This is a genomic window from Streptomyces sp. NBC_00385 (assembly GCF_035917155.1).
Taxonomy (GTDB): domain Bacteria; phylum Actinomycetota; class Actinomycetes; order Streptomycetales; family Streptomycetaceae; genus Streptomyces; species Streptomyces poriferorum.
Map to the genome: position 1 here is coordinate 1,674,641 of NZ_CP107951.1, position 23,398 is coordinate 1,698,038.

Annotated in this window: 19 protein-coding genes and 2 pseudogenes; 9 read left to right on the forward strand and 12 right to left on the reverse strand. The window is 67.0% G+C overall.

Annotated elements, in window-relative coordinates:
• Positions 1–32 precede the first annotated feature (32 nt).
• Positions 33–932: an NmrA/HSCARG family protein gene (locus OG959_RS07290; protein ID WP_306072020.1), complete on the reverse strand. Its 900-nt coding sequence runs from the start codon at positions 930–932 to the stop codon at positions 33–35.
• A gap of 104 nt (positions 933–1,036) precedes the next feature.
• Between OG959_RS07290 and OG959_RS07295 the strand changes: the two genes are divergently transcribed.
• The gene (locus tag OG959_RS07295; protein WP_306072019.1) at positions 1,037–1,786 is read left to right on the forward strand and encodes a TetR/AcrR family transcriptional regulator; all 750 of its coding nucleotides are present in this window, start codon (positions 1,037–1,039) and stop codon (positions 1,784–1,786) included.
• A gap of 791 nt (positions 1,787–2,577) precedes the next feature.
• On the opposite strand, the gene OG959_RS07300 is transcribed toward OG959_RS07295, so the two are convergent.
• The 5 genes from OG959_RS07300 to OG959_RS07320 form a co-directional block, all read right to left on the reverse strand.
• Positions 2,578–3,897 carry an ABC transporter ATP-binding protein gene (locus OG959_RS07300; protein WP_326657360.1) on the reverse strand — a complete coding sequence of 440 codons (1,320 nt, stop codon included), beginning with the start codon at positions 3,895–3,897 and terminating at the stop codon, positions 2,578–2,580.
• A gap of 19 nt (positions 3,898–3,916) precedes the next feature.
• Entirely contained in the window at positions 3,917–4,456 is a 540-nt protein-coding gene (locus tag OG959_RS07305; RefSeq protein WP_326657361.1) for a DoxX family membrane protein, read from the reverse strand.
• Between the two features lie 167 nt (positions 4,457–4,623).
• Positions 4,624–5,280 carry a lytic polysaccharide monooxygenase auxiliary activity family 9 protein gene (locus OG959_RS07310; protein ID WP_326657362.1) on the reverse strand — a complete coding sequence of 219 codons (657 nt, stop codon included), beginning with the start codon at positions 5,278–5,280 and terminating at the stop codon, positions 4,624–4,626.
• An 87-nt stretch (positions 5,281–5,367) separates the two neighbouring features.
• Positions 5,368–5,814, reverse strand: coding sequence for a DoxX family protein (locus OG959_RS07315; protein WP_326657364.1), 447 nt, complete (start codon positions 5,812–5,814; stop codon positions 5,368–5,370).
• 95 nt (positions 5,815–5,909) lie between these two features.
• Positions 5,910–8,288 (reverse strand): family 49 glycosyl hydrolase, encoded by a 2,379-nt coding sequence (locus OG959_RS07320; protein ID WP_326657365.1) that lies wholly within the window; start codon positions 8,286–8,288, stop codon positions 5,910–5,912.
• Positions 8,289–9,037: 749 nt separating this feature from the next.
• Here OG959_RS07320 and OG959_RS07325 point away from each other — a divergent pair.
• The 5 genes from OG959_RS07325 to OG959_RS07345 all read left to right on the forward strand — a co-directional run bounded on the left by OG959_RS07325 (position 9,038) and on the right by OG959_RS07345 (position 15,353).
• Complete coding sequence (locus OG959_RS07325) at positions 9,038–10,219, forward strand: ROK family transcriptional regulator (RefSeq protein WP_326657367.1); 1,182 nt, start codon at positions 9,038–9,040, stop codon at positions 10,217–10,219.
• Positions 10,220–10,307: 88 nt separating this feature from the next.
• The gene (locus OG959_RS07330; protein WP_326657369.1) at positions 10,308–12,041 is read left to right on the forward strand and encodes an alpha-glucosidase; all 1,734 of its coding nucleotides are present in this window, start codon (positions 10,308–10,310) and stop codon (positions 12,039–12,041) included.
• 70 nt (positions 12,042–12,111) lie between these two features.
• Positions 12,112–13,434: an ABC transporter substrate-binding protein gene (locus OG959_RS07335; RefSeq protein WP_326657371.1), complete on the forward strand. Its 1,323-nt coding sequence runs from the start codon at positions 12,112–12,114 to the stop codon at positions 13,432–13,434.
• 96 nt (positions 13,435–13,530) lie between these two features.
• Positions 13,531–14,424, forward strand: a complete 894-nt coding sequence (locus OG959_RS07340; RefSeq protein ID WP_306068535.1) for a carbohydrate ABC transporter permease — start codon at positions 13,531–13,533, stop codon at positions 14,422–14,424.
• An 8-nt stretch (positions 14,425–14,432) separates the two neighbouring features.
• Positions 14,433–15,353, forward strand: coding sequence for a carbohydrate ABC transporter permease (locus OG959_RS07345; RefSeq protein ID WP_285567864.1), 921 nt, complete (start codon positions 14,433–14,435; stop codon positions 15,351–15,353).
• A gap of 196 nt (positions 15,354–15,549) precedes the next feature.
• Here OG959_RS07345 and OG959_RS07350 read toward each other — a convergent pair whose 3' ends face one another.
• The 3 genes and pseudogenes from OG959_RS07350 to OG959_RS38655 all read right to left on the reverse strand — a co-directional run.
• Positions 15,550–15,891 (reverse strand): hypothetical protein, encoded by a 342-nt coding sequence (locus OG959_RS07350; protein ID WP_326657372.1) that lies wholly within the window; start codon positions 15,889–15,891, stop codon positions 15,550–15,552.
• Between the two features lie 29 nt (positions 15,892–15,920).
• Positions 15,921–16,184 (reverse strand): annotated as a pseudogene (locus OG959_RS38650) (transposase); the annotation flags it as partial.
• A 3-nt stretch (positions 16,185–16,187) separates the two neighbouring features.
• A pseudogene (locus OG959_RS38655) lies at positions 16,188–16,445 on the reverse strand (transposase); the annotation flags it as partial.
• 113 nt (positions 16,446–16,558) lie between these two features.
• Here OG959_RS38655 and OG959_RS07360 point away from each other — a divergent pair.
• Entirely contained in the window at positions 16,559–17,095 is a 537-nt protein-coding gene (locus OG959_RS07360) for a hypothetical protein (protein ID WP_326657374.1), read from the forward strand.
• A gap of 226 nt (positions 17,096–17,321) precedes the next feature.
• On the opposite strand, the gene OG959_RS07365 is transcribed toward OG959_RS07360, so the two are convergent.
• Positions 17,322–18,665, reverse strand: a complete 1,344-nt coding sequence (locus OG959_RS07365; RefSeq protein ID WP_326657375.1) for a class I SAM-dependent RNA methyltransferase — start codon at positions 18,663–18,665, stop codon at positions 17,322–17,324.
• 106 nt (positions 18,666–18,771) lie between these two features.
• The gene (locus tag OG959_RS07370; protein WP_326657377.1) at positions 18,772–20,820 is read right to left on the reverse strand and encodes an APC family permease; all 2,049 of its coding nucleotides are present in this window, start codon (positions 20,818–20,820) and stop codon (positions 18,772–18,774) included.
• Positions 20,821–21,220: 400 nt separating this feature from the next.
• On the opposite strand from OG959_RS07370, the gene OG959_RS07375 reads away from it, so the two are divergent.
• Both OG959_RS07375 and OG959_RS07380 read left to right on the forward strand, forming a co-directional pair.
• Positions 21,221–21,889: a potassium channel family protein gene (locus tag OG959_RS07375; protein ID WP_026242838.1), complete on the forward strand. Its 669-nt coding sequence runs from the start codon at positions 21,221–21,223 to the stop codon at positions 21,887–21,889.
• Entirely contained in the window at positions 21,889–22,566 is a 678-nt protein-coding gene (locus OG959_RS07380) for a potassium channel family protein (RefSeq protein WP_148021383.1), read from the forward strand. The genes OG959_RS07375 and OG959_RS07380 overlap by 1 nt, the downstream gene beginning before the upstream one ends.
• 72 nt (positions 22,567–22,638) lie before the next feature.
• Here the strand turns inward: OG959_RS07380 and OG959_RS07385 are convergent, their stop codons facing one another.
• A complete protein-coding gene (locus OG959_RS07385; protein ID WP_219570099.1) occupies positions 22,639–23,397 on the reverse strand; it encodes a DUF3159 domain-containing protein in 759 nt (252 codons plus the stop codon).
• Position 23,398 lies beyond the last annotated feature (1 nt).

Consider the following 23,398-nt stretch of genomic DNA (forward strand, 5'->3'; position numbering starts at 1 on the left):
GAACGAGGACGACCAGCCCGATGGCCGAAGTTCTAGGCGGTTTTGAGGAGCTGCTTCCGCAGCAGGGTGGCGCCGGACTCGGCAAGCCAGTCCCCGAGCGTCCGCAGTCCGGGATGGATGATGCGCAGGGTCTCGATGTCTGCATGCCAGCGCGATCCGGCTGCCCAGCGCTCCCGGACCTGAACGATCTCGGGGTTGAGAGCCGCCGCCTCGGCGTGAGTGATCTGCTCGTAGCGAATGGCGGCACCAGTGGCCTCGCTGATCGCGGCGACCGCCTCGACAGGGGTAGGGGCATCCCCGGCCAGCTCCAGACTCCGTCCAGCGAACCGGTCCGGCTGATCGAAAGCCAGCGCCGCGAACTCGGCGATGTCCTCCACCGCGATGATCTGGACAGGTTCGTCCGGCGGAAAAATGTGTCGGTGCACGCCCTGGGCGATGCCGTCGAGACCGACGGGCGTCGAACCGAGAAAGTTCGACATAAACCGTACCGGGCGCAGAACCGTCACCGACCGGATCCGCTCACGCAGGTAGCCCTCGATGCGTCTCTTCCCCTCGGAGCCACCTGGACGACCCGGCGTGGACGCGATGCCCGAGAACACGACGTGCTCGACTCCCACTGACGCCGCGGCATCGATCAGGGCCCGGCCGCGGCTGAACTCACGCTCCACGTCGGAACCGTCCGGTCCGAAGGCCACGGGCGGTACGGCGAACAATGCCGCTGCTCCCTCCAGCGCAGCAGGCAGACTCGAACGGTCGTCGAAGTCGCCACGCACGAGCTCGGCTCCTGCGGCTTCAAGTGATCTGGCGGCGGGCGCCGTCGTGTCCCGTACGAGCGCACGGACCGGCCTTCCGGCCGCCAGGAGCCGGTGTGCGGTGGCGCCGCCCTGCCGACCGGTCGCACCGGTCACGACGACCAAACGGTCACTACTCATATCGTCCTCCGCCTCGGGATGGTCGGTGGGCCAGTCGGATTGGGCCCGGGGCCGACGTGGAATGCTCCACCCATTTCAGCGGCACGGACAAGGGATTACGTGACATGACCGCAGCTCCCCAGGACGCCGGTCGGGCCGATGCCCGCCGTAACCGCAGGAAGGCACTCGCCGCCGCTTCGCAGGCGTTGGACGAGCACGGCCCGGACCTCTCACTCGACGCGATCGCGCGGCAGGCGGGGGTCGGCGCCGGCACCGTGTACCGACACTTCCCCAGTAAGGAGATTCTGCTGGAGGCCGTACTTGTCCAGCAGGTCGACGACCTGGTGGAGACCGCTCGTCAGTGGGAGGCCCGCTCGGATCCTGCCGCGGCATTCTTCGGCTTCCTCCTGGAGGTCGTCGAAACGTCCCACGGGCGTAATCACGCATGCGACGCCCTGACCACGCGAACGACCTGGCCACGGCCGCTCCTGGCCGCATCGACACGGCGGTTCCGCCAGGCACTTGACCAACTGCTCCGCGCCGCACAGCAGGCTGGTGGGGTCCGCACCGACGTCACCGTGGACGATGTCGCGGCCTTCACCGTCGGGTGCGCGACGATACGGGCCGCGCACCGCGACCGGAACGGCGGCACCCGCATGGTGCGGCTGACACTCGAGAGCCTGCGGGCCTCCTCATTCGTAACGGAAGGGCGCGGGTTTCGTTACTCTCCCCGCGCGCCTCACGGAGCATCACGGTGCGCGGAATGCGGGGTCCGGCTCAAGACCCGGTCCACCGGGCGCCCGGCGCGCTACTGCGGAGCGACCTGCCGACAACGAGCGCATCGCCGCCGCCTCGGCACGGCAACGGGTTCCTAGCGGAAGGCTGGTCCTGAATCCGAGTTCCCAAGCTCGACGGCGCCTCCGGCCGGATCGCCGCGGGTTCACGATCTGGATGGCCGCCCACGCCTTTTGGCGATCAGAGCTGTTTTCGCTGGTCAAACTCTGTTTGACCAGAGTCTTCGGCACCCTGCCTCGCGGACTTCCCTATCAGGCCAGCGACGCAACACGCCTGACACTCCATCAGGACGAGCGTCAAACGAGGGTCACGGGCGTCATTTCAGCGTCAGGATATCGCCCGTGACACCCGTGCCTCACATCACGCGCACGCTCAAAACCACAGGTCAGGAACCCTTAGTGACCGGCTCAAGGATCGCGACGCACTCGACATGGTGGGTCATCGCGAAACATGTGGAGCGCAAACGCGTGGAAGTATCCGCAGGTCAGCACCCTGCGGCGGATATTCTAGGCAAAACGCTCGCGTGCGCTACGTGCGCTGTGTGCGTTACGTGCGGCTTCTTGACGCACGAGGCACCCAGCGTGCCATTCCAACATTCGGCCCCAGGCAGTCCCTCACGAAACCAGTCCACCCATCGCACTCCAGCGGCCGTTGGAGTTCCAGTCGGCGGCAGCAGCTGCCCAGGGCGGCACGACTGCACGAAGCCGGAGTACTAAGTTGGCCCGATGGGCCAACTACACGCTCACCAGACCGCATAGTGGCGCACCGCGCCTCCCGGCGCCCTTCCTTCAGTCTGACCCCGCCAGCCGCGGCGCGCTCTCCTGGACGCACGTTGGAGGACTCCTTCGAGGCACCCCTTCCCCCTGGGCAATCAGAGTTCCGGTGTCTGAGTGGGATCGGGGCTGACGCGTTCGCCGTGGTCATCGAAGATGAGCAGGTTCCGGACGTCGACAAGCAAGGGTAGATGCTGTCCTCGTCTGTGGGGGGCGCTTGGTTCGTCGCGTACGACGAGTTCCCCTATACCGCTACGGATGGGGGCCGGTGTCGGGAAATGATCGGGCCCCGGGGGTGAGAGGGGGCGACGGTTGAAAAGTCCGGTGCGGCGAAGGACGCGTTGTATCAGGGCGGTGGCGCTCCAGCGTTTTTGCAGGTGTGGTGCCAGGGCGGAGGGCTGGGGTGGTACGTCGGCTTGTTGGCCGCCGAGTGACAGGTGGAGCAGGGCTTCGTGTCCTTGGAACTCGACATGTTCGACGATGCCCGTCAGTGGGCGTTCGAAGGGGGTGGCGCGTGAGTGTTCTGCGAGGCGGATGGCCTCGGGGCGCAGGCCGATAAGGAGGGGCCGGCCTTGAACGACGCGGAGCATCTGGTGGTCACGTGTGAGCGGATAGGGAAGGGCTAGTTGTTGTGCTCCGAGGCTTACGGTCATGACTCCGTCGACGGGGGCGTGCACCGTGCCGTGGAGTAGGTTGATTCTCGGCGTTCCGACGAAGGAGGCGACGAAGGCGTTGGCCGGCAGGGCGTAGAGATTGCGGGGGCTGTCTACCTGCTGGAGGATTCCGCCCCGCAGGACTGCTACCCGGTCGCCGAGAGCCATGGCCTCGGCCTGGTCGTGAGTGACGTAGATGGTTGTGGCGCCGGTACGGCGGGTGATCGAAAGTATCTCCGTGCGCAGGCGGGCACGGAGACGGGCGTCGAGGCTGGAGAGAGGCTCGTCCATCAGGAAGACCGATGGGCGCCGGACCACCGCTCGTCCCATGGCAACGCGTTGGCGTTCCCCGCCGGAGAGCTGACCTGGGGTTCGTTGGAGCAGGTGGTCGATGCCCAGGGTCTGGGCCACTGATGCCGCGTGCGATTCCACTTGGGCAGGGTCCTGCTTCTGGACTGCCAAGGGGAAGCCGATGTTCTGCGCGGTGGTCATGTTGGGGTAGAGGGCGAAGTTCTGGAAGATCATGGCGACGTTGCGCTCGCTGGGCTCGAGGTCATTGGCGAGCCGTCCATCGAGGTGGAGTTCGCCCTCGCTGATCGATTCGAGGCCGGCGATCATGCGCAGGAGTGTGGATTTGCCGCATCCGGAGGGGCCGAGCAGAACGAGGAACTCGCCGTCTTCGACGGTCAGGGAGAGCTGACGTACGGCCGTCTGACCGTTCGGGTAGGTCTTGGCGAGATGGTGAAGAGTGATGGTGCTGCCCACGGAGTGCTCCTGGTGCGGGTTACGTGCGAGAGGTGGCCGGTCGGGGGGTGAGTTCGTCGGCGGTGATGTGGAGGCAGGCGGCCACCATGACGATGTTCTTGATGACGTACTGGCCCTCGAGGGTGGGCACGGCACCGTAGGTGTTCCAGGTGTCGTCCGGCAGTAGCAGAAGGGAGAGGAACACCCCTGTCATGTGGAGGAAGAAGGCTGTCAGTGCGTAGCGGAGCAGGAATCCGGTGATGAAGGCGAGTCCGATGGTTGTCTCGAGGACGGCGAGCAAGCACAGGGAGATCTGGGCGGGGATGAGTCCGAGGGTCAGTTCGGTCATGGCCCGGACGGCGAAGTCCTCGGCTGCGCTCGCGCGGGGAAAGAACTTCAGGACTCCGAACCAGCAGAAGATGAGGCCGACGCAGATGCGCAGGACGGTGGGGCTGATCCGCGTGTAGCGGTGGGCAGCCGATGTGAGGCGGTTGCGCAGGGTCTGTCGCGGACTCAGCCGGGCCGGTGGCCGGTCGGCAGGGTTGGGGGTGCCGGCGGTTCGGGTGAAGGTACTGGGCATCGTCAGTCCTCCGTTGGAGACGATCTCGGGCGCAGGCCGAGGCCCGGGGGCCTGGGTGCCGCGGCGTGGTTGCGGCTCGCCGAGGGAGCCGGGTCGTGGCTGGTCTCGGATGGGGAGGGCCCCGCAGCAGGCGGTGCCTCCTGCGGGGCCCGGTCAGCCGGCTTTGGTCAGCTGAAGTTGACGTCGCTGCACAGGAAGTACTTCTGGTCCATGTGTGATGCCTTCCAGACGGTCACCACGACGTGCCGTCCGCTGTATCCCGACGTGCTGACGTCGGTGGTGTAGTGGGCCTGGTAGGGGTAGCGGCCGGTCTTCTTCACCAGTTCGAGGTCGTTCCACCCGATCAGCTGGTACTCCGGGTTGAAGCCCTGCTTGGTGACGTAGACCTCGAGCCAGTCCGCGCCGTGGCGCGCCTCGTCGTACAGGTCGACGGTGAAGTCGGAGTCCAGGTCGGTGGTGATCCACGGCCCGGGTCGGTCGAGCGGTCGGTAGTTCGTCTCGCCCTGGCCTCCGGCGCTGCAGATCTGGCCGTCGGGGATGACCTGCTTGTAGTTGTCCCCGGTGTTGTTGGCGTAGACGGCCTTCCACGCGCCTATGGCGTTCGCGTTCTCGTGGTAGGTCCGGTAGCACATCGGGTCCTGTGCCTCGTTCGGCTCGCTGTAGCCCCACCGCTGCAGGCAGCCGTAGTTGCGCGTCTGGGGGGCGATGACCGTGCCGTGGGCGGATGCCGTCGGTGCCAGCGGAAGCAGGCAGAGCAGGCCGGTGGCCAGGACGCCGGCGCTGACGGCCGTACGGCGGGTCGGTTTTGAGGATGCGAGGTTCATGGTGCCTTTCCTCCGTGTGTCGGGGGATCACTGGCCGAACCGGCCAGAAAATTACGTGCACATGACAGGCGATGGTGTGGGTCGGGTTCAGGTGTGGCTGCGGTCGCTCACCTCCTTTCTGCGTGTGCGCTGCGTGAGCTGCGTGGTGAGAGCCGACAGGTCGGTCAGGGACCACCGGCCGGGGCCGAGGGCGGCGATGAGCAGGAAGGCCCAGCAGAAGAGGGCGGCCTGCTCGCCGCCGTTCTCCAACGGGAACAGCCCGTCGGGCTGGTGTTGGACGAAGTAGGCGTAGGCCATGGATCCGGAGCACAGGAGAGCCGCCGGGCGGGTGGCCAGTCCGACCAGCACGAGTGAACCGCCGATCAGTTGGATCACCGCGGCCCACCATCCGGGCCACTGGCCGGTGCTGGGAGCCTGGCCGTGGGGTCCGCCTAAGACGTCGAAGAGGGTGGCGGCTCCGTGGCAGGCGAACAGCAGCCCGCTCACGATGCGGAAGAGGCTCAGGACTGGCTGTTCGAACCTGGTTGTTGGCATGTGCGGGCTGTCTTTCTGCGAGGTGACGGGAGGGAGGCGCCGCTGCGTTGTCCACCGGCGGCCGCCGGGGTGGCGGCCGCCGGCGCCGAGGCTGACTAGGCAGTCAGGGTGAACTTCTGGCTGGCCCACGTACCGCAGTCCCACAGGTGGAGGCGGGCTCCGTCGGCTGTGCTCTGGCCTTCGACATCGAGGCAGCGGCCAGACTTGAGGTTCTTCAGTGTGCCGTTGGCCTGGAAGGCCCACTTCTGGCTGTCCCAGCCGCCACAAGCCCACAGGTGTGCTTTGGTGCCGTTGGCGGTGGCGCCGCCGTCGACATCCAGGCACTTGCCGCCGGACTTGAGCTGCTGGCCGTCCAGCGCCCATGTCATCGACGCGACGTTCGCGCAGGTCCACTGCTGGATCTCGGTGCCGTTGGACGTGCCGGCTCCGGCGCGGGCGAGGCACTTGGCGTTGCCGCCGTTGACGATCCGGCCGCTGCCCGTGCCAGTGCCCGGGTCGGGGTCAGGGGTGTTGCCCCCGGGGCCCCAGGCGTTCCAGTTGTCCCAGTTCTCGGCGTCGAAGCCGATCCTGCCCAGCTTGTCCGCGCCCCAGTTGGTGCCGGCCTTGTCGATCACGGTGCCACCGACGGTGTAGTTCTCGAGCTTGAGGCCCTTGCTCTGGCTCGTTTCGTTGCCGAGGGTGACCTTCTGGCCGGCGGTGTTGGTGTAGCGCTTGAGGAGGCTGACCTGGCTGCTCGGGTCGAGGCCGTTCCAGGCGTCGATCTTGAGGTTTTTGATGTGGATGTTCTCGGTGCTGGAGAGGGCGAAGACGCGGATCGCGCAGTTGGTCTGGCCTTCGACGGTAATGTTCTCGAAGGTCATGTTCTGGACCTTCGTGTTGGGATCGCCCTTGGTGGTGGACCCCATGTCCTCCCAGTGGGAGGAGGAGTTGAGGATGCAGGTGTTGTACTTGACGTCCTTCCAGTACATCCGGTTGTGGATGACGTGGGTGTTGGTCACCCGGACGTTGTCGATGTTGCGGGGGGTCCAGCCCCACTGGATGACGGGGCCGTTCTCGTTCTTCCAGATGACGGTGTTATCGATGTTGACGTCGCTGTGGTACATCTTCAGGACGTCGTCGTTGGCGTTGAAGAAGGTGTTCTTCATGGTGCTGCCGCGGTAGAGCTCAATGCCGTCGGTCTGCCAGTACCAGGAGCCGACCTGCTTGTAGTTGTCGACCCGCATCTGGAAGGTCTGCTCGTTGCCGTAGACGACGAACGAGTGGTAGGGCGGTTCGTTGATCGTCACACCCTGCAGATCGAGGTACTGCTGGGCGTCGGCGGACTGGAACTGGAGCATCTTCACGCAGGAGGCGTGACAGTTCGACGCCCCGCTGAGGTGGTCGTAATTGTTGTTGGTGTCCGCCTCGTAGACGTACTGCTCACCGGAGAGGACTCCGTACCCGGTGACCTTGTACAGGCCCTGGTTGTCGTGGAAGAAGCGGAAGGCGCCCTTCACGTAGGCGCCGGGCGCCAGGTAGACCCACTTGACGTTCGCCGGGAGCACCGCGTGGTACTTCGAGCCCATGGTGTAGGTGCCCGGGCGGAAGTAGATGATGTCCTGGCTGACGTTGTTCAGGTTGGTGACCTGACCGGGCTCGGGGTAGTGGATGCTCCCTGACGCCGCAGTGGGGATCAGCCGCTCCTTCTCCGCGCCGGTCGGCGTCGGCTCGGCAAAGATCATCATCGAGTTGCGCGGCTCGGTGTGGATGGCCCGGTTCCCGCCGCCGCTGTTCGTGGTGAGCTTGCCGGCGTCATTGGCAGGGCCGGACATGTCGTTGTAGGCCGTGTACAGCTGCGGGTCGAACTCGACCGAGAACCGGTAGCCCTTCGCGTCGTAGGGCACCTTGATGCGGACGGTCTTGCTGTTGACGAGCTCCTTGTCGAACTTCAGGCTGCTCGGCTTGATCTTGACCTGGTCGGCCGAGGAGATGCTCTGGTCGGTGCGCAGCGACACGTCCACCCAGACGTCGGCCGTGTACTGGAACGACGACCAGCTCATGGTGAGGTTCGCCGAAGCGGAGAACTCCGCGCCGTCCTCCTCGGTGTAGCCGATCTTCCCCTTGCCACTGCGGGGGATGCTCATGTAGGCGAACGAGTCGTACTTCGTGGTCGGCGCCGCGGCCGTGGCGACCTTCACGTCGTAGAAGGAGGACCGCCGCACCTTGTCACCGCCCACGGGGCTGGTGGTGTTGAACTCGTGGTTGTCGTGCCACCAGGTCTGCAGCTGCTCGCTGTTCGCGGTGTCTCCCGCCGCTCCTGCCGCGGGTGCCGGGGCCGCGGCGGCAAGGGCTGCCGTGGGGACGAGCTGGGCCGGCGGAAGGGGGGTGGCCGCGCCCAGGGCGCTGGCCGGCACAACGGCGCCGGCGAGCGCCAAGGCCAGGCCGGCGGCGATGGCCGCCAGCGGGTTGAGCCGTCGCAGTCTTCCTGCGGGCATGGTGAAGTCCTCTCCTTGATGAATGGGGCGTGGCCCCCAGGTGCCGGCCAGAGGCGGGCACCGATACAGGGCCGGGAGCTGAGGCCGTTGTCTGACGGCGCCTGCGGTGCGCGGGCCCCGCTTGTCGGGTGACCAGGTGTGTGGACCGCGCGGTACCCGGCTGGGTGGCCGGGGGGATTGCGATTCCTCTCCTCTCAAGGGGAGTTGAAGGGCTGAGTTCACGCGTGGGGGTCAGTCCCAAAGCCAGGAGCGCAGGACGCCGGTCCGGCGAGCGGGATGACCGGTCCTGCCTGACCCGAGGGGTGAGGGGCTGCAGGTGTGCCGGAGCCCTGTGGCCCATGCTCGGCCGCGTCCCGGCTGCCGGTTAACGTCCCGTCATTTCTTCCTTGTGTCAATGAAATGCGCGAGATTCATCGATCGCGATCGCGAGCCAGAAGCTGATAAATACGGCAAAGACGTGCAATACGGTCACCCTCAATGAGCGGTCATGGCTCGTCACGGTTGCGTAACGCACTGTTTTCTTTCTTGACGCACTAAAAGCGTGGGGGACACACTCCGGTCATACGCAGTCGACAGGGGCGCATCCCGGCCGGCGGCGTCGCAGCCGAAGGAGGCGCGATGACCATCCCCGTAACGCTTGGCTACACCGGATTCACCGCTGCCGGGGCGCCGCGGCGCCCGCATCGGGTTCGATGGCGGTGAGCCGCCCCCGACCGTCCTGACCGACTACCACCTGGAGGTACCGCGTGATGAGCCCGTCCAAGATCCGGTTTTCGGAGCTTGTCAGTGAGCAGACCCGTGCGGAGATCTTCGCGACCGTCCTCACTGCTGGGCCTATCTCGCGCACCCAGCTCGCCCAGCGCCTCGGTTTGGTGCCCTCCTCGGTGACCCGCATGCTGCCGCCGCTTCTCGAGCACGATTACCTGCGTGAGAGTGACACCGCGCCGAGCGGGCGCGGGCGGCCGCAGAAGATGCTGCACGTCAACCCGGACAAGCACCTGGTCGTGGGTCTGAAGATCGGCCCTGCGCAGGTCTCGGGAGTCGTTACAGATATGGCGGCCAATGTCCTGGCCCGTGCAGAGGAACCCTTGGATGACTGCACCCCTGGAACAGCCCTGTCCGCCGCCGCCTCCCTGACCGGCAGGCTCCTCGCAGAGGCGCCCGACGTGGCGGACAGGGTGCTCGGCCTCGGAGTCGGCGTCAGTGGCCACGTCGACTCCGCAGCCGGGGTCTGCCGCTACTCAGCCTTGCTCGACTGGAACAAGGTCGACGTAGCCGGCCCTCTGATGGAGGCGACCGGGCTGCCGGTGGTCGTCAACAACGACGTCAATACCCTGGTCGTCGCAGAGCGCTGGTTCGGTGAAGGCCGGGACATCGACTCCTTCGCCGTGGTCACCGTCGGTCCCGGCATCGGCTGCGGTCTTCTCCTGGACGGCTCCCTCTTTTCCGGCGCCACCGGACTTGCCGGAGAATTCGGCCACCTTCCCCTGGATCCCGCCGGACCCATGTGCAGCTGCGGCCGCCGGGGCTGTCTGGAGGCCCTGGCGGGCGACCGGGCCGTTCTGCGCCACCTGCGGGACGCCGGCATCGCCTGCGACACCATTGGTGAAGCTATCGACCTCGCGCGGAGCGAGGGCGGCTCGGCGAACACGGTCGCCCGCTCCGCGTTCGCCGAAGCCGGCACCGCCCTCGGGCGGGGCATGGCCGGTATGTGCAACCTGCTGAACCTGCAAAAGATCATCATCGCTGGGGAGGGTGCGGTCGCCTACGACCTGTTCGGCCCCGCCATGACCGCAGCACTGGAAGCGCAGGCATTCTCCACGGCCGCTTCGGACTGCGACATCCACGTCGACCCCGTCCGGCACGATCTCTGGGCCCGAGGCGCGGCCTGCCTCGTCATCCGCGACGCGGTGGGCGCCGCAATCTCCTGACCCCGCCCGGCCGGCCAGGCGCACCTGCGGCCTCGCACACCCCAACGACATGACTAAACGTAATCAAACGAACACGATGAGGTTTGACGTGCCCGTGAATGAAGCCAATCCCGCCGACTCCTGGTGGAGCGAGGCGGTGGTCTACCAGATCTACCCGCGCAGCTTCGCCGACTCCAACGCGGACGGAATCGGCGACCTCCAAGGCATCATCGAGCGTCTCGACCACCTGTCCCAGCTCGGCGTCGACGTTCTGTGGCTCTCTCCGGTCTATCCGTCCCCGCACGACGACAACGGATACGACATCAGTGACTACCAGGACATCGACCCGCTGTTCGGCACTCTCGACGAGTTCGACCGGCTCCTGGACGCCGTCCACGAGCGCGGCATGAAGCTCGTGATGGATCTGGTGGTCAACCACACCTCCGACGAACATCCCTGGTTCACCGAGTCCCGCGACGGCGGCCGGCAGGGAAGCAAGCGGGACTGGTACATCTGGCGCCCCGCCCGTGACGGCATGGAACCGGGCACCCCAGGTGCTGAACCCAACAACTGGGGGTCCTTCTTCTCCGGCCCCGCCTGGACGTACGACGAGCCGAGCGGCGAGTACTACCTGCACCTGTTCTCCCGCAAACAGCCCGACCTCAACTGGGAGAACCCGGTCGTTCGCCAGTCGGTCCACGCCATGATGCGCTGGTGGCTCGACCGTGGGGTCGACGGCTTCCGCATGGATGTCATCAACCTCATCTCCAAAACACCCGGCCTGCCCGACGGGGCCGTGCACGAGGGCAGCCGGCACGGGGACGGCAGCCCCCACTACATCTGCGGCCCCCGCATTCACGAGTACCTCGCCGAGATGCACCGCGAGGTCTTCGAGGGCCGTCCGCGCCAGCTGATGACCGTCGGGGAGATGCCCGGTGTCACCGTGGAAGAGGCCAGGCTCTTCACCGACCGCGCCCGCCGCGAGGTCGACATGGTGTTCCAGTTCGAACACGTGGGGCTCGACCAGGGCCCCGGCGGGAAGTTCGACGTCCGCCCGCTGAAGCTGACTGACCTCAAGGCCAGCCTCGGCCGCTGGCAGACCGGCCTGGGCGAGACAGGCTGGAACAGCCTGTACTGGAACAACCACGACCAGCCCCGCATCGTCTCCCGCTTCGGCGACGACAGCCCCGCCTACCGCGACCGCTCTGCCAAGCTCCTGGCCACCGTGCTGCACCTGCACCGCGGCACCCCGTACGTCTACCAGGGCGAAGAACTCGGCATGGCGAATGCCCCCTTCGCCTCCATCGACGACTTCCGCGACATCGAGTCCCTCAACCACCACCGCGAGCAGACCGCTCTCGGAGTCGACGAGGAACAGATCCTGGCAGGGCTGCGCCACCGCAGCCGGGACAACGCCCGCACTCCGCTGCAGTGGGACACCACCCAGAACGCCGGCTTCACCACCGGCGTCCCCTGGATCGCGGTGAACCCCGACCACACCCGCGTCAACGCCAAGGCTCAGATCGCTGACCCGGACTCCGTCTTCCACTACTACCGCCGCCTCATCTCCCTGCGGCACACCGAGCCCGCCCTCACCCACGGCGGCTTCCACATGCTCCACCCCGACCACGAGCAGCTCTACGCCTTCACCCGCCACCACGCGGCATCCGGCACCGAACTGCTGGTCCTCGCCAACTTCAGCGGAGCCGACCTCACCATCGACCTGCCCGACGGCTGGGAACACAGCGAGACCCTCATCGCCAACATGTCCGCCACCACCCCTCTCACGGCCCCGCACACCCTGCAGCCCTGGGAAGCCCGCGTCCACCGCCGCAACACCTGACCAGCCCCACCTGAGCACCCGTTCCGCCTCCCCCCGCACCGCCCTGACCCTGCACACCCAAGGAATCCTCATGACGAACATGCGCTTCCGTGTTCCACGCCGCACCACCCGACGAGCCCTGCTCGCCGTGTCCGCTCTGGCACTCGTGGCACCGCTGACCGCCTGCGGCGGCGGATCGGACACCGCGGCGGGAGACGGCAAGACTCTGCGCCTGTGGCACTACGAGCAGGAGGACGGCGCCCTGAGCAACGCCTGGGACGCGGCCATCGCCGAGTTCAAGAAGACCCACCCCGACGTGAAGGTCGTCTTCGAACGCAAGACGTTCGAGCAGATACAGCAGAACGCCGGCATGATCCTCAACTCCGACAAGGCGCCCGACGTCATGGAGTACAACAAGGGCAACGCCACCACCGGACTGCTCGCCAAGCAGGGCCTGCTCACCGACCTGACCTCCGTCGCCAAGGAACGCGGCTGGGACAAGAAGATCAGCGAGAGCGCGTCCGTCACCGCCCGCTACGACGCCAACGGCGAAATGGGCGGCGACAAGTGGTACGGCATCCCGAACTACGGCGAGTTCGTCCTCTCGTACTACAACGACGACCTGTTCAAGAAGTACAACGTGGCCAAGCCCACCGACTTCAAGAGCTTCGAAACGGCCCTCGCCAAGTTCAAGGCAGCCGGCGTCACACCGCTGGCCAACGCCGCCAACGACCACCCCGCCGGCCACTGGCTCTACCTGCTCGCACTCTCGCAGGCCGATGACACCTGGGTCGACAACTACCAGCTGTACAAGGGCAAGGTCGACTTCCACGGCCCCGAGATGACCTACGCCGTCAACAAGTACAAGGAGTGGCTCGACAAGGGCTACTTCGAGAAGAAGGACGTCGGCCTCAAGGGCAGCGACATGACCGAACAGTTCGTCTCCCAGAAGCGGCCGATCATGGTCGGCGGAAACTGGTGGTTCGGCGGCCTGACCACCGACATCAAGAACTTCGAATGGTCCACCGCCCCCTACCCGGGCAGCGAGAAGACCCTCGGCTCCGGCGGCAATCACTGGGTCGTCCCCACCAAGGCGAAGAACAAGAAGCTCGCCGAGGACTTCATCGACATCACCATGTCCGACAAGATCCAGAAGCGGATCGGCGAAGAGGGCAACGTGCCCCTCGCGGCCAAGGCAGACAGCATCACCAACCCCAAGGCCCGCGAACTCATCACCGCCTTCAACACCCACCAGTCCAGCAACGGCCTCGCCTTCTACCCGGACTGGCCCGTCGCCGGCTACTACGACACGTGGATGGCCGCCACCCAGAACCTGATGAACGGCAGTAAGCCCGACAAGGTTCTCGACGAGCTCGCAGCCCCCTACGAGAAGTACGCCGCCTCGCGGCGCTGAGGCTGACCCACCTCCTCGTCCACGCGTCAGCCCCTTCACTTCCGGGGACGGCGGCCGCCCGCACCGGGCCGCCGTCCCGCCCATCCAGGAGCAACAGTGAAAACCACACGTCATCCGCGGCCCACGGGGTACGCCGTCTTCCTCGCGCCGGGCCTGCTGCTGAGCCTGCTCTTCCTCGTCGTCCCGCTGGTGATGACCTTCTACTACAGCCTCACCCAGTGGCAGGGCATCGGAGACCCCACCTGGATCGGCTTCGACAACTACACCCGCCTCTTCAGCGACTCCGACTTCTGGGCCTCCTTCCGCAACATCGCCTTCGTCATCGTCGGCATCGCGGTCGTCCCGACCCTGCTCGGTCTGTTCCTCGCAGCCCTCTTGTTCGACTACATCGGCAAGAAGCACGGCGACGGAGTCGTCAGCCTCTTCCGCTCCGGGCTCTACCTTCCCCAGGTCATCCCCGTCGCCGTCACCGGCCTGATGTGGGGATGGATCCTCGCCCCGGAAGGCGCCGTCAACAGCGTCCTCGAAAAGGCCGGCCTCGCCTCCCTGGCCGAAAACTGGCTGGGTGACCCCGACCTCGCACTCTGGGTCGTCCTCGCCGTCCTGGTCTGGATGCAGCTCGGCTACCCGCTCGTGCTGTTCCTGTCCGGGCTCCAGCGCATCGACCCCGAACTCTACGAGGCAGCCTCCCTCGACGGCGCGACCTGGTGGCAGCGCTTCACCCGCATCACCGTGCCCATCCTGCGCCCCGAGGTCTACGTCGTCCTGGTCACCACCACCATCGCCGGCCTGAAGGTTTTCGCCCAGATCTTCGTCCTCACCGGCGGCGGCCCCGGCAACTCGACACTGGTCCCCTCCTACTTCGCGTACCAGAACTTCTTCGAGCGGGCCGACGTCGGCTACGGATCAGCCATCTCCAGCACCATCACGCTGCTCGTGCTGATCATCGCCGGAACGATGCTCACCCGCCAGGCCCGCGAGGACGGATGACCATGACCATGACCACAGATCCCACCACGCACACACCCTCCCGCACCCCTGCACCAGGACCCCGCGGCCGGGGCGCCCGACGCAAGCCCGGCAAAGCCACCGGAAACCGCCGCACCCCAGGTTCATACGCGGTCCTGGCCGCCATCGCCGTCTTCGTCCTCGCCTTCCTCGCACCCTTCGCGGTCATCCTGCTCAACTCGTTCAAGACCAGCGCCGACTTCCGGGCCCACGGCTCCCTGTCCTGGCCCACCGAGTGGAACTGGAGCATCATCGCCGACGTCTGGGAACGCGTCGGCTTCACCCAGAAACTCCTCAACAGCGTCCAGATCAGCCTCGGCGTCGTCCTCATCGCCGTCCTGTTCGCACTCTTCAACGCCTACGCCATCGGCATCGGCCGCGTCCGTTGGCGCACCGCCTTCCTCGTCTTCTTCCTCGGCGTCAACGTCCTGCCGCAAGAAGGACTCGTCTACCCCATCTACTACCTCTTCAAGGAGATGGGTCTCTACGACGGGAAACTCGGCTACACCATCCTCGTCGGCATCACCTACAGCGCCTTCGGCACCTACCTGCTCTCCTCCGTCTTTTCCAGCTTCCCCCGCGAACTCATCGAAGCCGCCTCCATGGACGGAGCCGGCCGCTGGACCATCCTGTGGCGCATCGTCCTGCCCATGAGCTGGCCCACCCTCTCGGTCATGTGCGTCTTCTTCTTCGTCTGGAGCTGGAACGAGTTCCTCTACCCCCTCGTCCTGCTGATCTCCAACGACAACCAGACCGTCCCACTCGGCCTGTCCGTCATGCAGGGGCAGTACACCAGCGACCCCACCGCCATGAGCGCCGCGGCACTCCTCGGCGTGGTCCCGATGATCGTGTTCTTCCTCATCTTCCAGCGCTCCCTCACCCGGGGCATGACCGCCGGCGCCGTCAAGTAATCGCCCACAGGGCGCCACCGCCACCCCGGATCCGGCACAAACAGCCCCGCTGCCGGATCCGGGGCTCATCTATGCCCGGTACGAACAGCCAAGTCACGGCGCTTACGGCCATGCGCTGCCCGCCCTGTGGGGGAAGCGCGGTGCATCCGCACGCGTGTCGTCAGGCCAAGACCGTGGTGCAGGTCGCACCGCCCTGCTAGAAGGCGCTTCGCCCGGCCGGGGCGCCGCTCTCGTTGCGCTGTCCTTCGGCCATGACCATTTCGGCGACGCGCTGAAGGGCGCTCTGGTACGCCTCGGCGTTTTCCGGGCGCTTCTGCCAGGTGCGGATGGTGACGGTGGAGGAGTGCAGCGAGCCCAGGGGGATTCCAAGGTAGACGGCAGCGGAACGGCGGGAGCAGCCGGTGGCCATCTGAACGAGGCAGATCGCCGTCCCGGCGCAGTTGCCGTCTCGGTGCGTCGAGACCGTCCAGCGGCGCCGCCCGGTGCTCGGGCAGGACAGCCGGGATGGCGCGAGGGTCGAGCGGCCCGGGTCTGTCAAACGAGCGGTGTAACTCGGGTTGTTGAGAGTTACGGTCGGGCTGCGGAGAACCTGCCGTCGAAGGCGATGCCAAAGGCGTTCAAGGCGGTTTTCCAGCACATGGTCCAGCGAGCCTGTCCCTTGCCGGTCGGGTCCAGCGACATGATCGCCATGTAAACGCACTTCAGGGCGGCCTGCTCATTCGGGAAGTGGCCGCGAGCTTGCACCGCCCGGCGGATCCGTGCGTTCACGAACTCGATCGCGTTGGTGGTGCAGACGATGCGGCGAATCTCGGTGTCGAACCGGAAGAACGGCGCGGGCACGAATATCTCCACCGAGCCGACATCGGTCAGCACGGTCTTGGCCCGGGTGCCGTTGCGTGAGTTGCCGCCGTTCTTCCCCGCCGGGTCATGCTTGTCATAGCCGAGGTGATCGGTGATCGCACCCTCGAGAGCGGACTCCAGGAGCCGCTTCGTCAGCTGCTGGAGCAGACCGCCCGCGCCGGTCAGTTGCAGGCCCTCGGCCTGAGCCCGGCCCACGAGCTCGTCGATCAGTCTGTCATCCACGGATTTCACCGAAGCGGCCCCAGCCGGCTCGTCGGGACTCGATCTCGGTCACGTTGCTGCTGGTATAGATGCATCTTCCATGATCGGGAGTTACACCGAACGTTCTACAGTCCCGCTCATGGATGCGCATCGCCCGCTTCGACTACACCCCCTCAAACCGCCTGCGCTTCATCCTCCGCAGCGGCAGCCCGCACCGTGCGAGCGAATGGGCCGATGTCCCCGACCGGCCGCTGGAAGACCAACTCGCCGAAATCGCACAAGAAGTCGGCCTCCGTGGCAAAGCCGCAGAACACAAACGCCTTGCAGACCAGCAAGTCAGGGAAGCCCAGCAGAGGCGCTGGGAAACCGCCATGGAAGAAGCGCACACCGCATACGCCTACGCCTATCGCGTCAAGCACCTCGAAGAACTAGCAGACGCCTGGCACCAGACCAAGCGCCTGACCGAATACGTCACAGCAGTCCGCAACCACGCCACATCGCTGCCACCCGGACAGGAAAGGACAGAGATCGAGGCGTGGCTCGCCTTCACGGACGCCCGGCTCCAGCACCTCACCGAGTCCGCCGCAGCGCCGAAGCTGCCCACCCCACCCAAGCCGAGCGGCGACGACCTCAAGCCTTTCCTCGGCCACTGGAGCCCTTACGGACCCCGTTCCTACTGATCCTCAAATCAGGCCATATCGAGCGCGGCTTCACCAAGAAGCGGCAAAGAGGGAGCCCACTCAAGCCGTACTCGACACACCGTCACCTGCAGAAACAATCAAATGACGCCCCATCAGAACGTGCGTCAAACGTGCGTCAGAAGGGTCCAACGTGCGTCGAATATGCGTCAAGATATCGCCCGTAACGCCCACAGCGCACATAATGCACACTCGACGAAACCGCAGGTCAGGCACCCTTTGCGGCGGGCTCAAGGATCGCGACGCACTCCACATGGTGGGTCATCGGGAACAGATCGAACGCCCGCAGCGTCCGCACCTTGTAACCGCCCTCCGCGAAGTAAGCCAGGTCCCGCGCCAGTGCCGCCGGGTCGCACGCCACGTACGCGATCTTGCGCGCGCCCAGGCCGACCAGCTGCTTCACCGTGGCCTTGCCGGCGCCCGCGCGCGGCGGGTCCAGGACGATCAGGTCGCATTCGGTGATGCCCGTGCGGGGCAGGACCTGGTCGACCTTGCCGTGCTCGATGCGGACCCGCTCCAGGTCCTTGAGGTTGTGGCGGGCGTCCTCGACCGCGCGCTTGCCGGACTCGATGCCGAGCACCGCGCCCTTCTCGCCGATGCGCTGGCCGATGGCGCCGGCGAAGAGGCCGACGCCGCAGTAGAGGTCGAGCGCCGTGTCGTTCTTGCGGGGCAGCAGGCCCTGCATGACCGCGCGGACCAGGGTGTCCGCGGCCTGCGGGTGGACCTGCCAGAAGCCGCCGGAGCCGACGCGGTACGTGCGGTCGTCGGCGCGTTCGCGGACGAAGCCGCGGCCGTGGACGCGGTGCACTCCGCCGTCGCGCTCGTCGACGCGCAGGACCGAGACGGGCTTGTCGAGCTCGACCAGCGGGAGGCGGCCGCCCTCGCGCGGGGTGAGGATGACCTGGCGGTCGTGGGAGCCGGTGGCGGCGATGGCCTCCACCGTGGCCATCTGGGGCCAGTCCTGCTTCTCGATGCCGAGCTCGGTGACGCCGGGCGCCGCGATCATGCACTGGTCGATGATCTCGACGTCGTGCGAGCGGTGCTTGCGCAGGCCGACGCGGCCGTCCGGGTCGATGGCGTACTGGACGCGGGTGCGCCAGGCGGGCACCTCGCCCGGCGGGAGCTTGTCGCCCTCGGCCGGCATGACGGTGCCGTCCCAGCCCGCTTCCTCGGGGGTGAGGCCCGCGAGGCGCTGGAGCTGCTCGGCGATCACTTCGCCCTTGAGCCGCCGCTGGGCGCCGGGCTTGGCGTGCTGCCAGTCGCAGCCGCCGCACTTGCCGGGGCCGGCGAACGGGCACGGCGCCTTCACCCGGTCCTTGGACGCCTCGATGATCCGTACCGCGTCGGCGCGCAGGAATCGGGAGTCGGTGGCGCCGTCGGTGACCTTGGCGACGACTTTCTCGCCGGGCAGGGTGTGGCGTACGAACAGGACCTGGCCCTCGGCGGTGCGGGCGATGCAGTGGCCGCCGTGGGCGACCGGGCCGACCTCGACCTCGTACTCCTGCCCCACGAGCGATTCCCCGGTCTGCGGCGGAGTGGATTCGTTCTGCATGAGGGGAGGGCTCCAGAGATCAAGGCGGGACGGCGAACGGCCGGACAACAACCTACGAGTCTACGTGGGTGTCGTCCGGCCGCTTACCAGGAGCCGCTACGGAGCGTCAGCTCTTGTTCGTCGGTTCCTTGTGCCGGCGCTCCACGGGGCCGCGTCGCACCGAACCCGGGGCGTTCCAGTCCGCACGCTTGCGGGCCCGCTTCTTGGCCGCCTCGGAGGACTCCAGCTGGTACGGGACGGAGGTGACCATCACACCCGGGGTGAAGAGCAGCCGGCCCTTGAGCCTGAGGGCGCTCTGGTTGTGGAGCAGGTGCTCGTACCAGTGTCCGACGACGTACTCCGGGATGTAGACGCTCACGACGTCGCGCGGACTCTCCCGGCGCAGGCCCTTGACGTACTCGATGACCGGGCGGGTCACCTCGCGGTAGGGCGAGTCGAGGATCTTCAGCGGGACGTTGATGCCGCGCCGCTCCCAGTCCTCCTTGAGCGCCTTGGTCTCGGCCGGGTCGACGCTGATGGAGAGCGCCTCAAGGTGGTCCGTGCGGATCAGCTTCGCGTACGCGAGTGCGCGCAGGGTGGGGCGGTGCAGCTTGGAGACCAGGACGATCGAGTGGACCCGGGAGGGACGGACGGTCTCGTCGGACGGCGTCTCGTCGGCGGCGATCTCCGCGGCGACCCGGTCGTAGTGCTTACGGATCGCGGTCATCGTGCCGTAGAAGATCACCATGCCGAGCAGCGCGACCCAGGCGCCGTGGGTGAACTTGGTGGCGAGGACGACGACGAGCACCAGGCCGGTGAAGAAGGCCCCGAAGGTGTTGATCGCCCGGGAGCGGATCATGTGGCGGCGCTTGAGCGGATCCTTCTCGGAGCGCAGGTGCCGGTTCCAGTGCCGGACCATGCCGGTCTGGCTGAGGGTGAAGGAGACGAACACGCCGACGATGTAGAGCTGGATCAGCCGGGTCGAGTCGGCCCCGTAGATCCAGACCAGCAGGATCGCCGCGCCGGCCAGCAGCACGATGCCGTTGGAGAAGGCGAGGCGGTCGCCGCGGGTGTGCAGCTGGCGGGGCAGGTAGCGGTCCTGGGCCAGGATCGAGCCGAGCAGGGGGAAGCCGTTGTACGCGGTGTTGGCGGCCAGGAAGAGGACGAGGGCGGTGGCCGCGGCGAGGATCACGAAGAAGAACGTGCCGTCGCCGAAGACCGCGGCCGCGACCTGGGAGATGACCGGGTCCTGGACGAAGGACGAGCCGACCGGGGTGCCGTTGTTGATCAGGTCCTGCGCCGGGTTCTCGGCCATCTTGACGTCGGTGGCCATGGCGAGGCCGATGATGCCGCAGAACATGGTGACGGCCAGCAGGCCCATCATCGCGAGGGTGGTGGCGGCGTTCTTGCTCTTCGGCTTACGGAAGGCCGGGACACCGTTGCTGATGGCCTCGACGCCGGTCAGGGCCGCACAGCCGGAGGAGAACGCCCGCAGCAGCAGGAAGACCAGGGCGAATCCGGCCAGGCCCCCGTGCTCGGCCTTGATCGTGTAGCCGGAGGTCGGGGCGTGCATCGTGTCGCCGAGGACCAGTCCGCGAAAGGCGCCCCACGCGATCATGATGAAGACGCCGGCCACGAAGAGATAGGTGGGGATGGCGAAGAGTTTGCCGGACTCCTTGACGCCCCGCAGGTTCATCACGGTCAGCAGCACGATGGCGGCGATGGCGCACGGCGTCTTGTGTTCGACGACGAACGGGATCGCGGAGCCGAGGTTCTCCACCCCGGAGGCGATGGACACCGCCACGGTCAGGACGTAGTCGACCAGCAGGGCGCTGGCCACGGTCAGTCCGGCCTTCGGGCCGAGGTTGGTGGTGGCGACCTCGTAGTCGCCGCCGCCGCTCGGGTACGCGTGCACGTTCTGCCGGTAGGAGGCGACGACGGTGAACATCAGCACCACGACGGCGACCGCGATCCACGGGCTGAAGTGGTACGCCGACACGCCCGCGATGGAGAGCACCAGGAGGACTTCCCCGGGTGCGTACGCCACCGAGGACAGCGGGTCGGATGCGAAGACGGGGAGGGCGATGCGCTTGGGGAGGAGGGTCTCCCCCAGTTTGTCGCTGCGCAGGGCCCGGCCGATCAGGATCCGTTTGGGCACGTCGGTCAGTTTGGACACGCTGAGGATCGTAAGGGTTCCGTATGGGAGCAGCCCACGCACCACCCCCGTGGCCCCGCAATCTCCTGCACCTGGCGGGAAAGGCCACGAAATCCTTAACGGAATCCTTGCACCGCGGCCGCTCGAATGCCGTTCCGGAGCGCCCCCGGCCGCTCTCTCGAACACCCTCCGAACACTCTTCGAAAGTCCGTCCGAACGCTTCGCGGAACGTCGCCTTTGCCACAGTGCCCCCGGGATGAGCACACTCGAATGAGGCAACGCACCCGGCGCCGCTTAAGCTCAATCCTGGGCAACGGGACGAACCGTTGCCCCATTGTTTGCCCGGCCAGCCGAGGAATGAGTATGAGCAGGGTGTTTTCGCAGGTCAGCCGGACGACCAGGACTGCGAGGTAGGCGCAAGGTGCACATCGTCATCATGGGCTGCGGGCGAGTAGGAGCCGCTCTCGCGCAGACCCTGGAGCAGCAGGGGCACACGGTCGCCGTCATCGACCAGGACCCCACGGCGTTCCGGCGCCTCGGCTCCGGCTTTGGCGGCCGCCGCGTCACGGGGGTCGGGTTCGACCAGGACACCCTCCGCGAGGCGGGGATCGAGGAAGCCGGTGCGTTCGCCGCGGTGAGCAGCGGCGACAACTCCAACATCATCGCGGCCCGCGTGGCGCGCGAGATGTTCGGCATCGAGAACGTCGCGGCCCGCATCTACGACCCCCGGCGTGCCGAGGTGTACCAGCGCCTCGGCATCCCCACGGTCGCCACCGTGCGCTGGACCGCGGACCAGATGCTGCGCCGGCTGCTGCCCTCGGGCGCGGAGCCGCTGTGGCGGGATCCGAGCGGCGGTGTGCAGCTCGCCGAGGTGCACACCACCCCGTCCTGGATCGGCCACAAGATCAGCACCCTCCAGGAGGAGACGGGCGTGCGCGTGGCCTTCCTCACCCGGTTGGGCGAAGCCATACTGCCGTCCTCGCAGACGGTGCTGCAGGAGGGCGACCTCGTCCACGTGATGATGCGTACGGACGAGATCGCGAAGGTCGAGGCGGCCTTCGCCGAGGGCCCCGAGGAGGGCGGTCACTGATGCGTGTCGCGATTGCCGGGGCCGGCGCGGTGGGTCGTTCCATCGCGGCCGAGCTGCTGGAGAACGGGCACGAGGTGCTGCTCGTCGACAAGGCGCCGACCGCCATCTCGGTGGAGCGGGTGCCCATGGCCGAGTGGCTGCTGGCGGACGCCTGCGAGATCACCTCGCTGGACGAGGCGGCGCTGCAGCGGTGCAACGTCGTGATCGCCGCGACCGGTGACGACAAGGTGAACCTGGTCGTCTCGCTGCTCGCCAAGACGGAGTACGGCGTGCCGCGCGTCGTCGCCCGGGTGAACAACCCGAAGAACGAGTGGCTGTTCAACGAGTCCTGGGGCGTCGATGTGGCGGTCTCCACGCCGCGTCTGATGTCGGCCCTGGTCGAGGAGGCGGTGAGTGTCGGCGATCTGGTCCGGCTGCTGCGCTTCAGCCACGGTGACGCGAACCTGGTCGAGCTGACGCTGCCGCCGGAGTCGGCGCTGGCGGGCACGCAGGTCGGGGAGGTCGCCTGGCCGGAGGACACCTCGCTGGTCACGATCATCCGCGGGCAGCGCGTGCTGACGCCGAGCACGGAGGAGACCCTGGAGGCCGGGGACGAGCTGCTGTTCGTCGCCGCCCAAGCACGCGAGGAGCAGCTGGAGGACCTGCTGTCGGTGCGCCAGGGCGACCCGGAGAGCTGAGAGCGGAAAGCATGCGAGAGGGGCCTGTCACCGCCGGCGGCGGTGACAGGCCCCTCTCGCATGTCGCGTGTGTCAGTACTCCTGGCCGCGGGCCGCCGCTTCGGCGGCGGCCGCCTTACGGGCCTTCTCGGCCTGCTCCTCGGCCTCCATCTCGGCGAAGACGTCGATGGGCGGCGGCGCCTTGGCGAGGAAGACCCAGGTGAGGTAGACCGCCAGCAGGAACGGCGGGATCTTCAGGGCGATCAGGACCCAGCCGAACTGGGTGGTGTCGGCCCACCAGTACAGCGGGAAGAGGATCGCGCACTTGGCGAGCAGGATCAGTCCCCAGGCGTAGCTGGCCTTGGCGTAGGCCTTCTTCCGGCCGGGGTTCCGGGTGCGCCAGGAGAGGTTCTCCTTGAACACCGGGCCCAGGATCAGTCCGATCAGCGGGAGACCTGCGAGCGTGCTGACCAGGTAGGCGAGGGCCAGTCCGAGCGTGTAGATCATGCCCGGGAGGTAGAAGTCCTTGGCGTTGCCGGTCATCTTCGCGAAGACGACGCCGAAGGCCACACCGAAGACACCGCTGAAGGCGTGCTTGACGGTGTCCCTGCGGATCAGCCGTACGGCCACGAGCACCAGCGACACCGCGACGGCCGCGATGGCCGAGTTCGTGAGGTTCTTGTCGATGGTGAAGATCGTGACGAAGAGCAGTCCGGGCAGGACCGTCTCCACCATGCCCCGGATGCCGCCGAAGGCCTCGAAGAGGGCGGCTTCGGTGACCGCCTTCGCGTCGGCCTCCTGCTGGTCTGTGGTGCGGTCCGTGTCGGACGTCGGCTTGTCGAGAGACGTCACC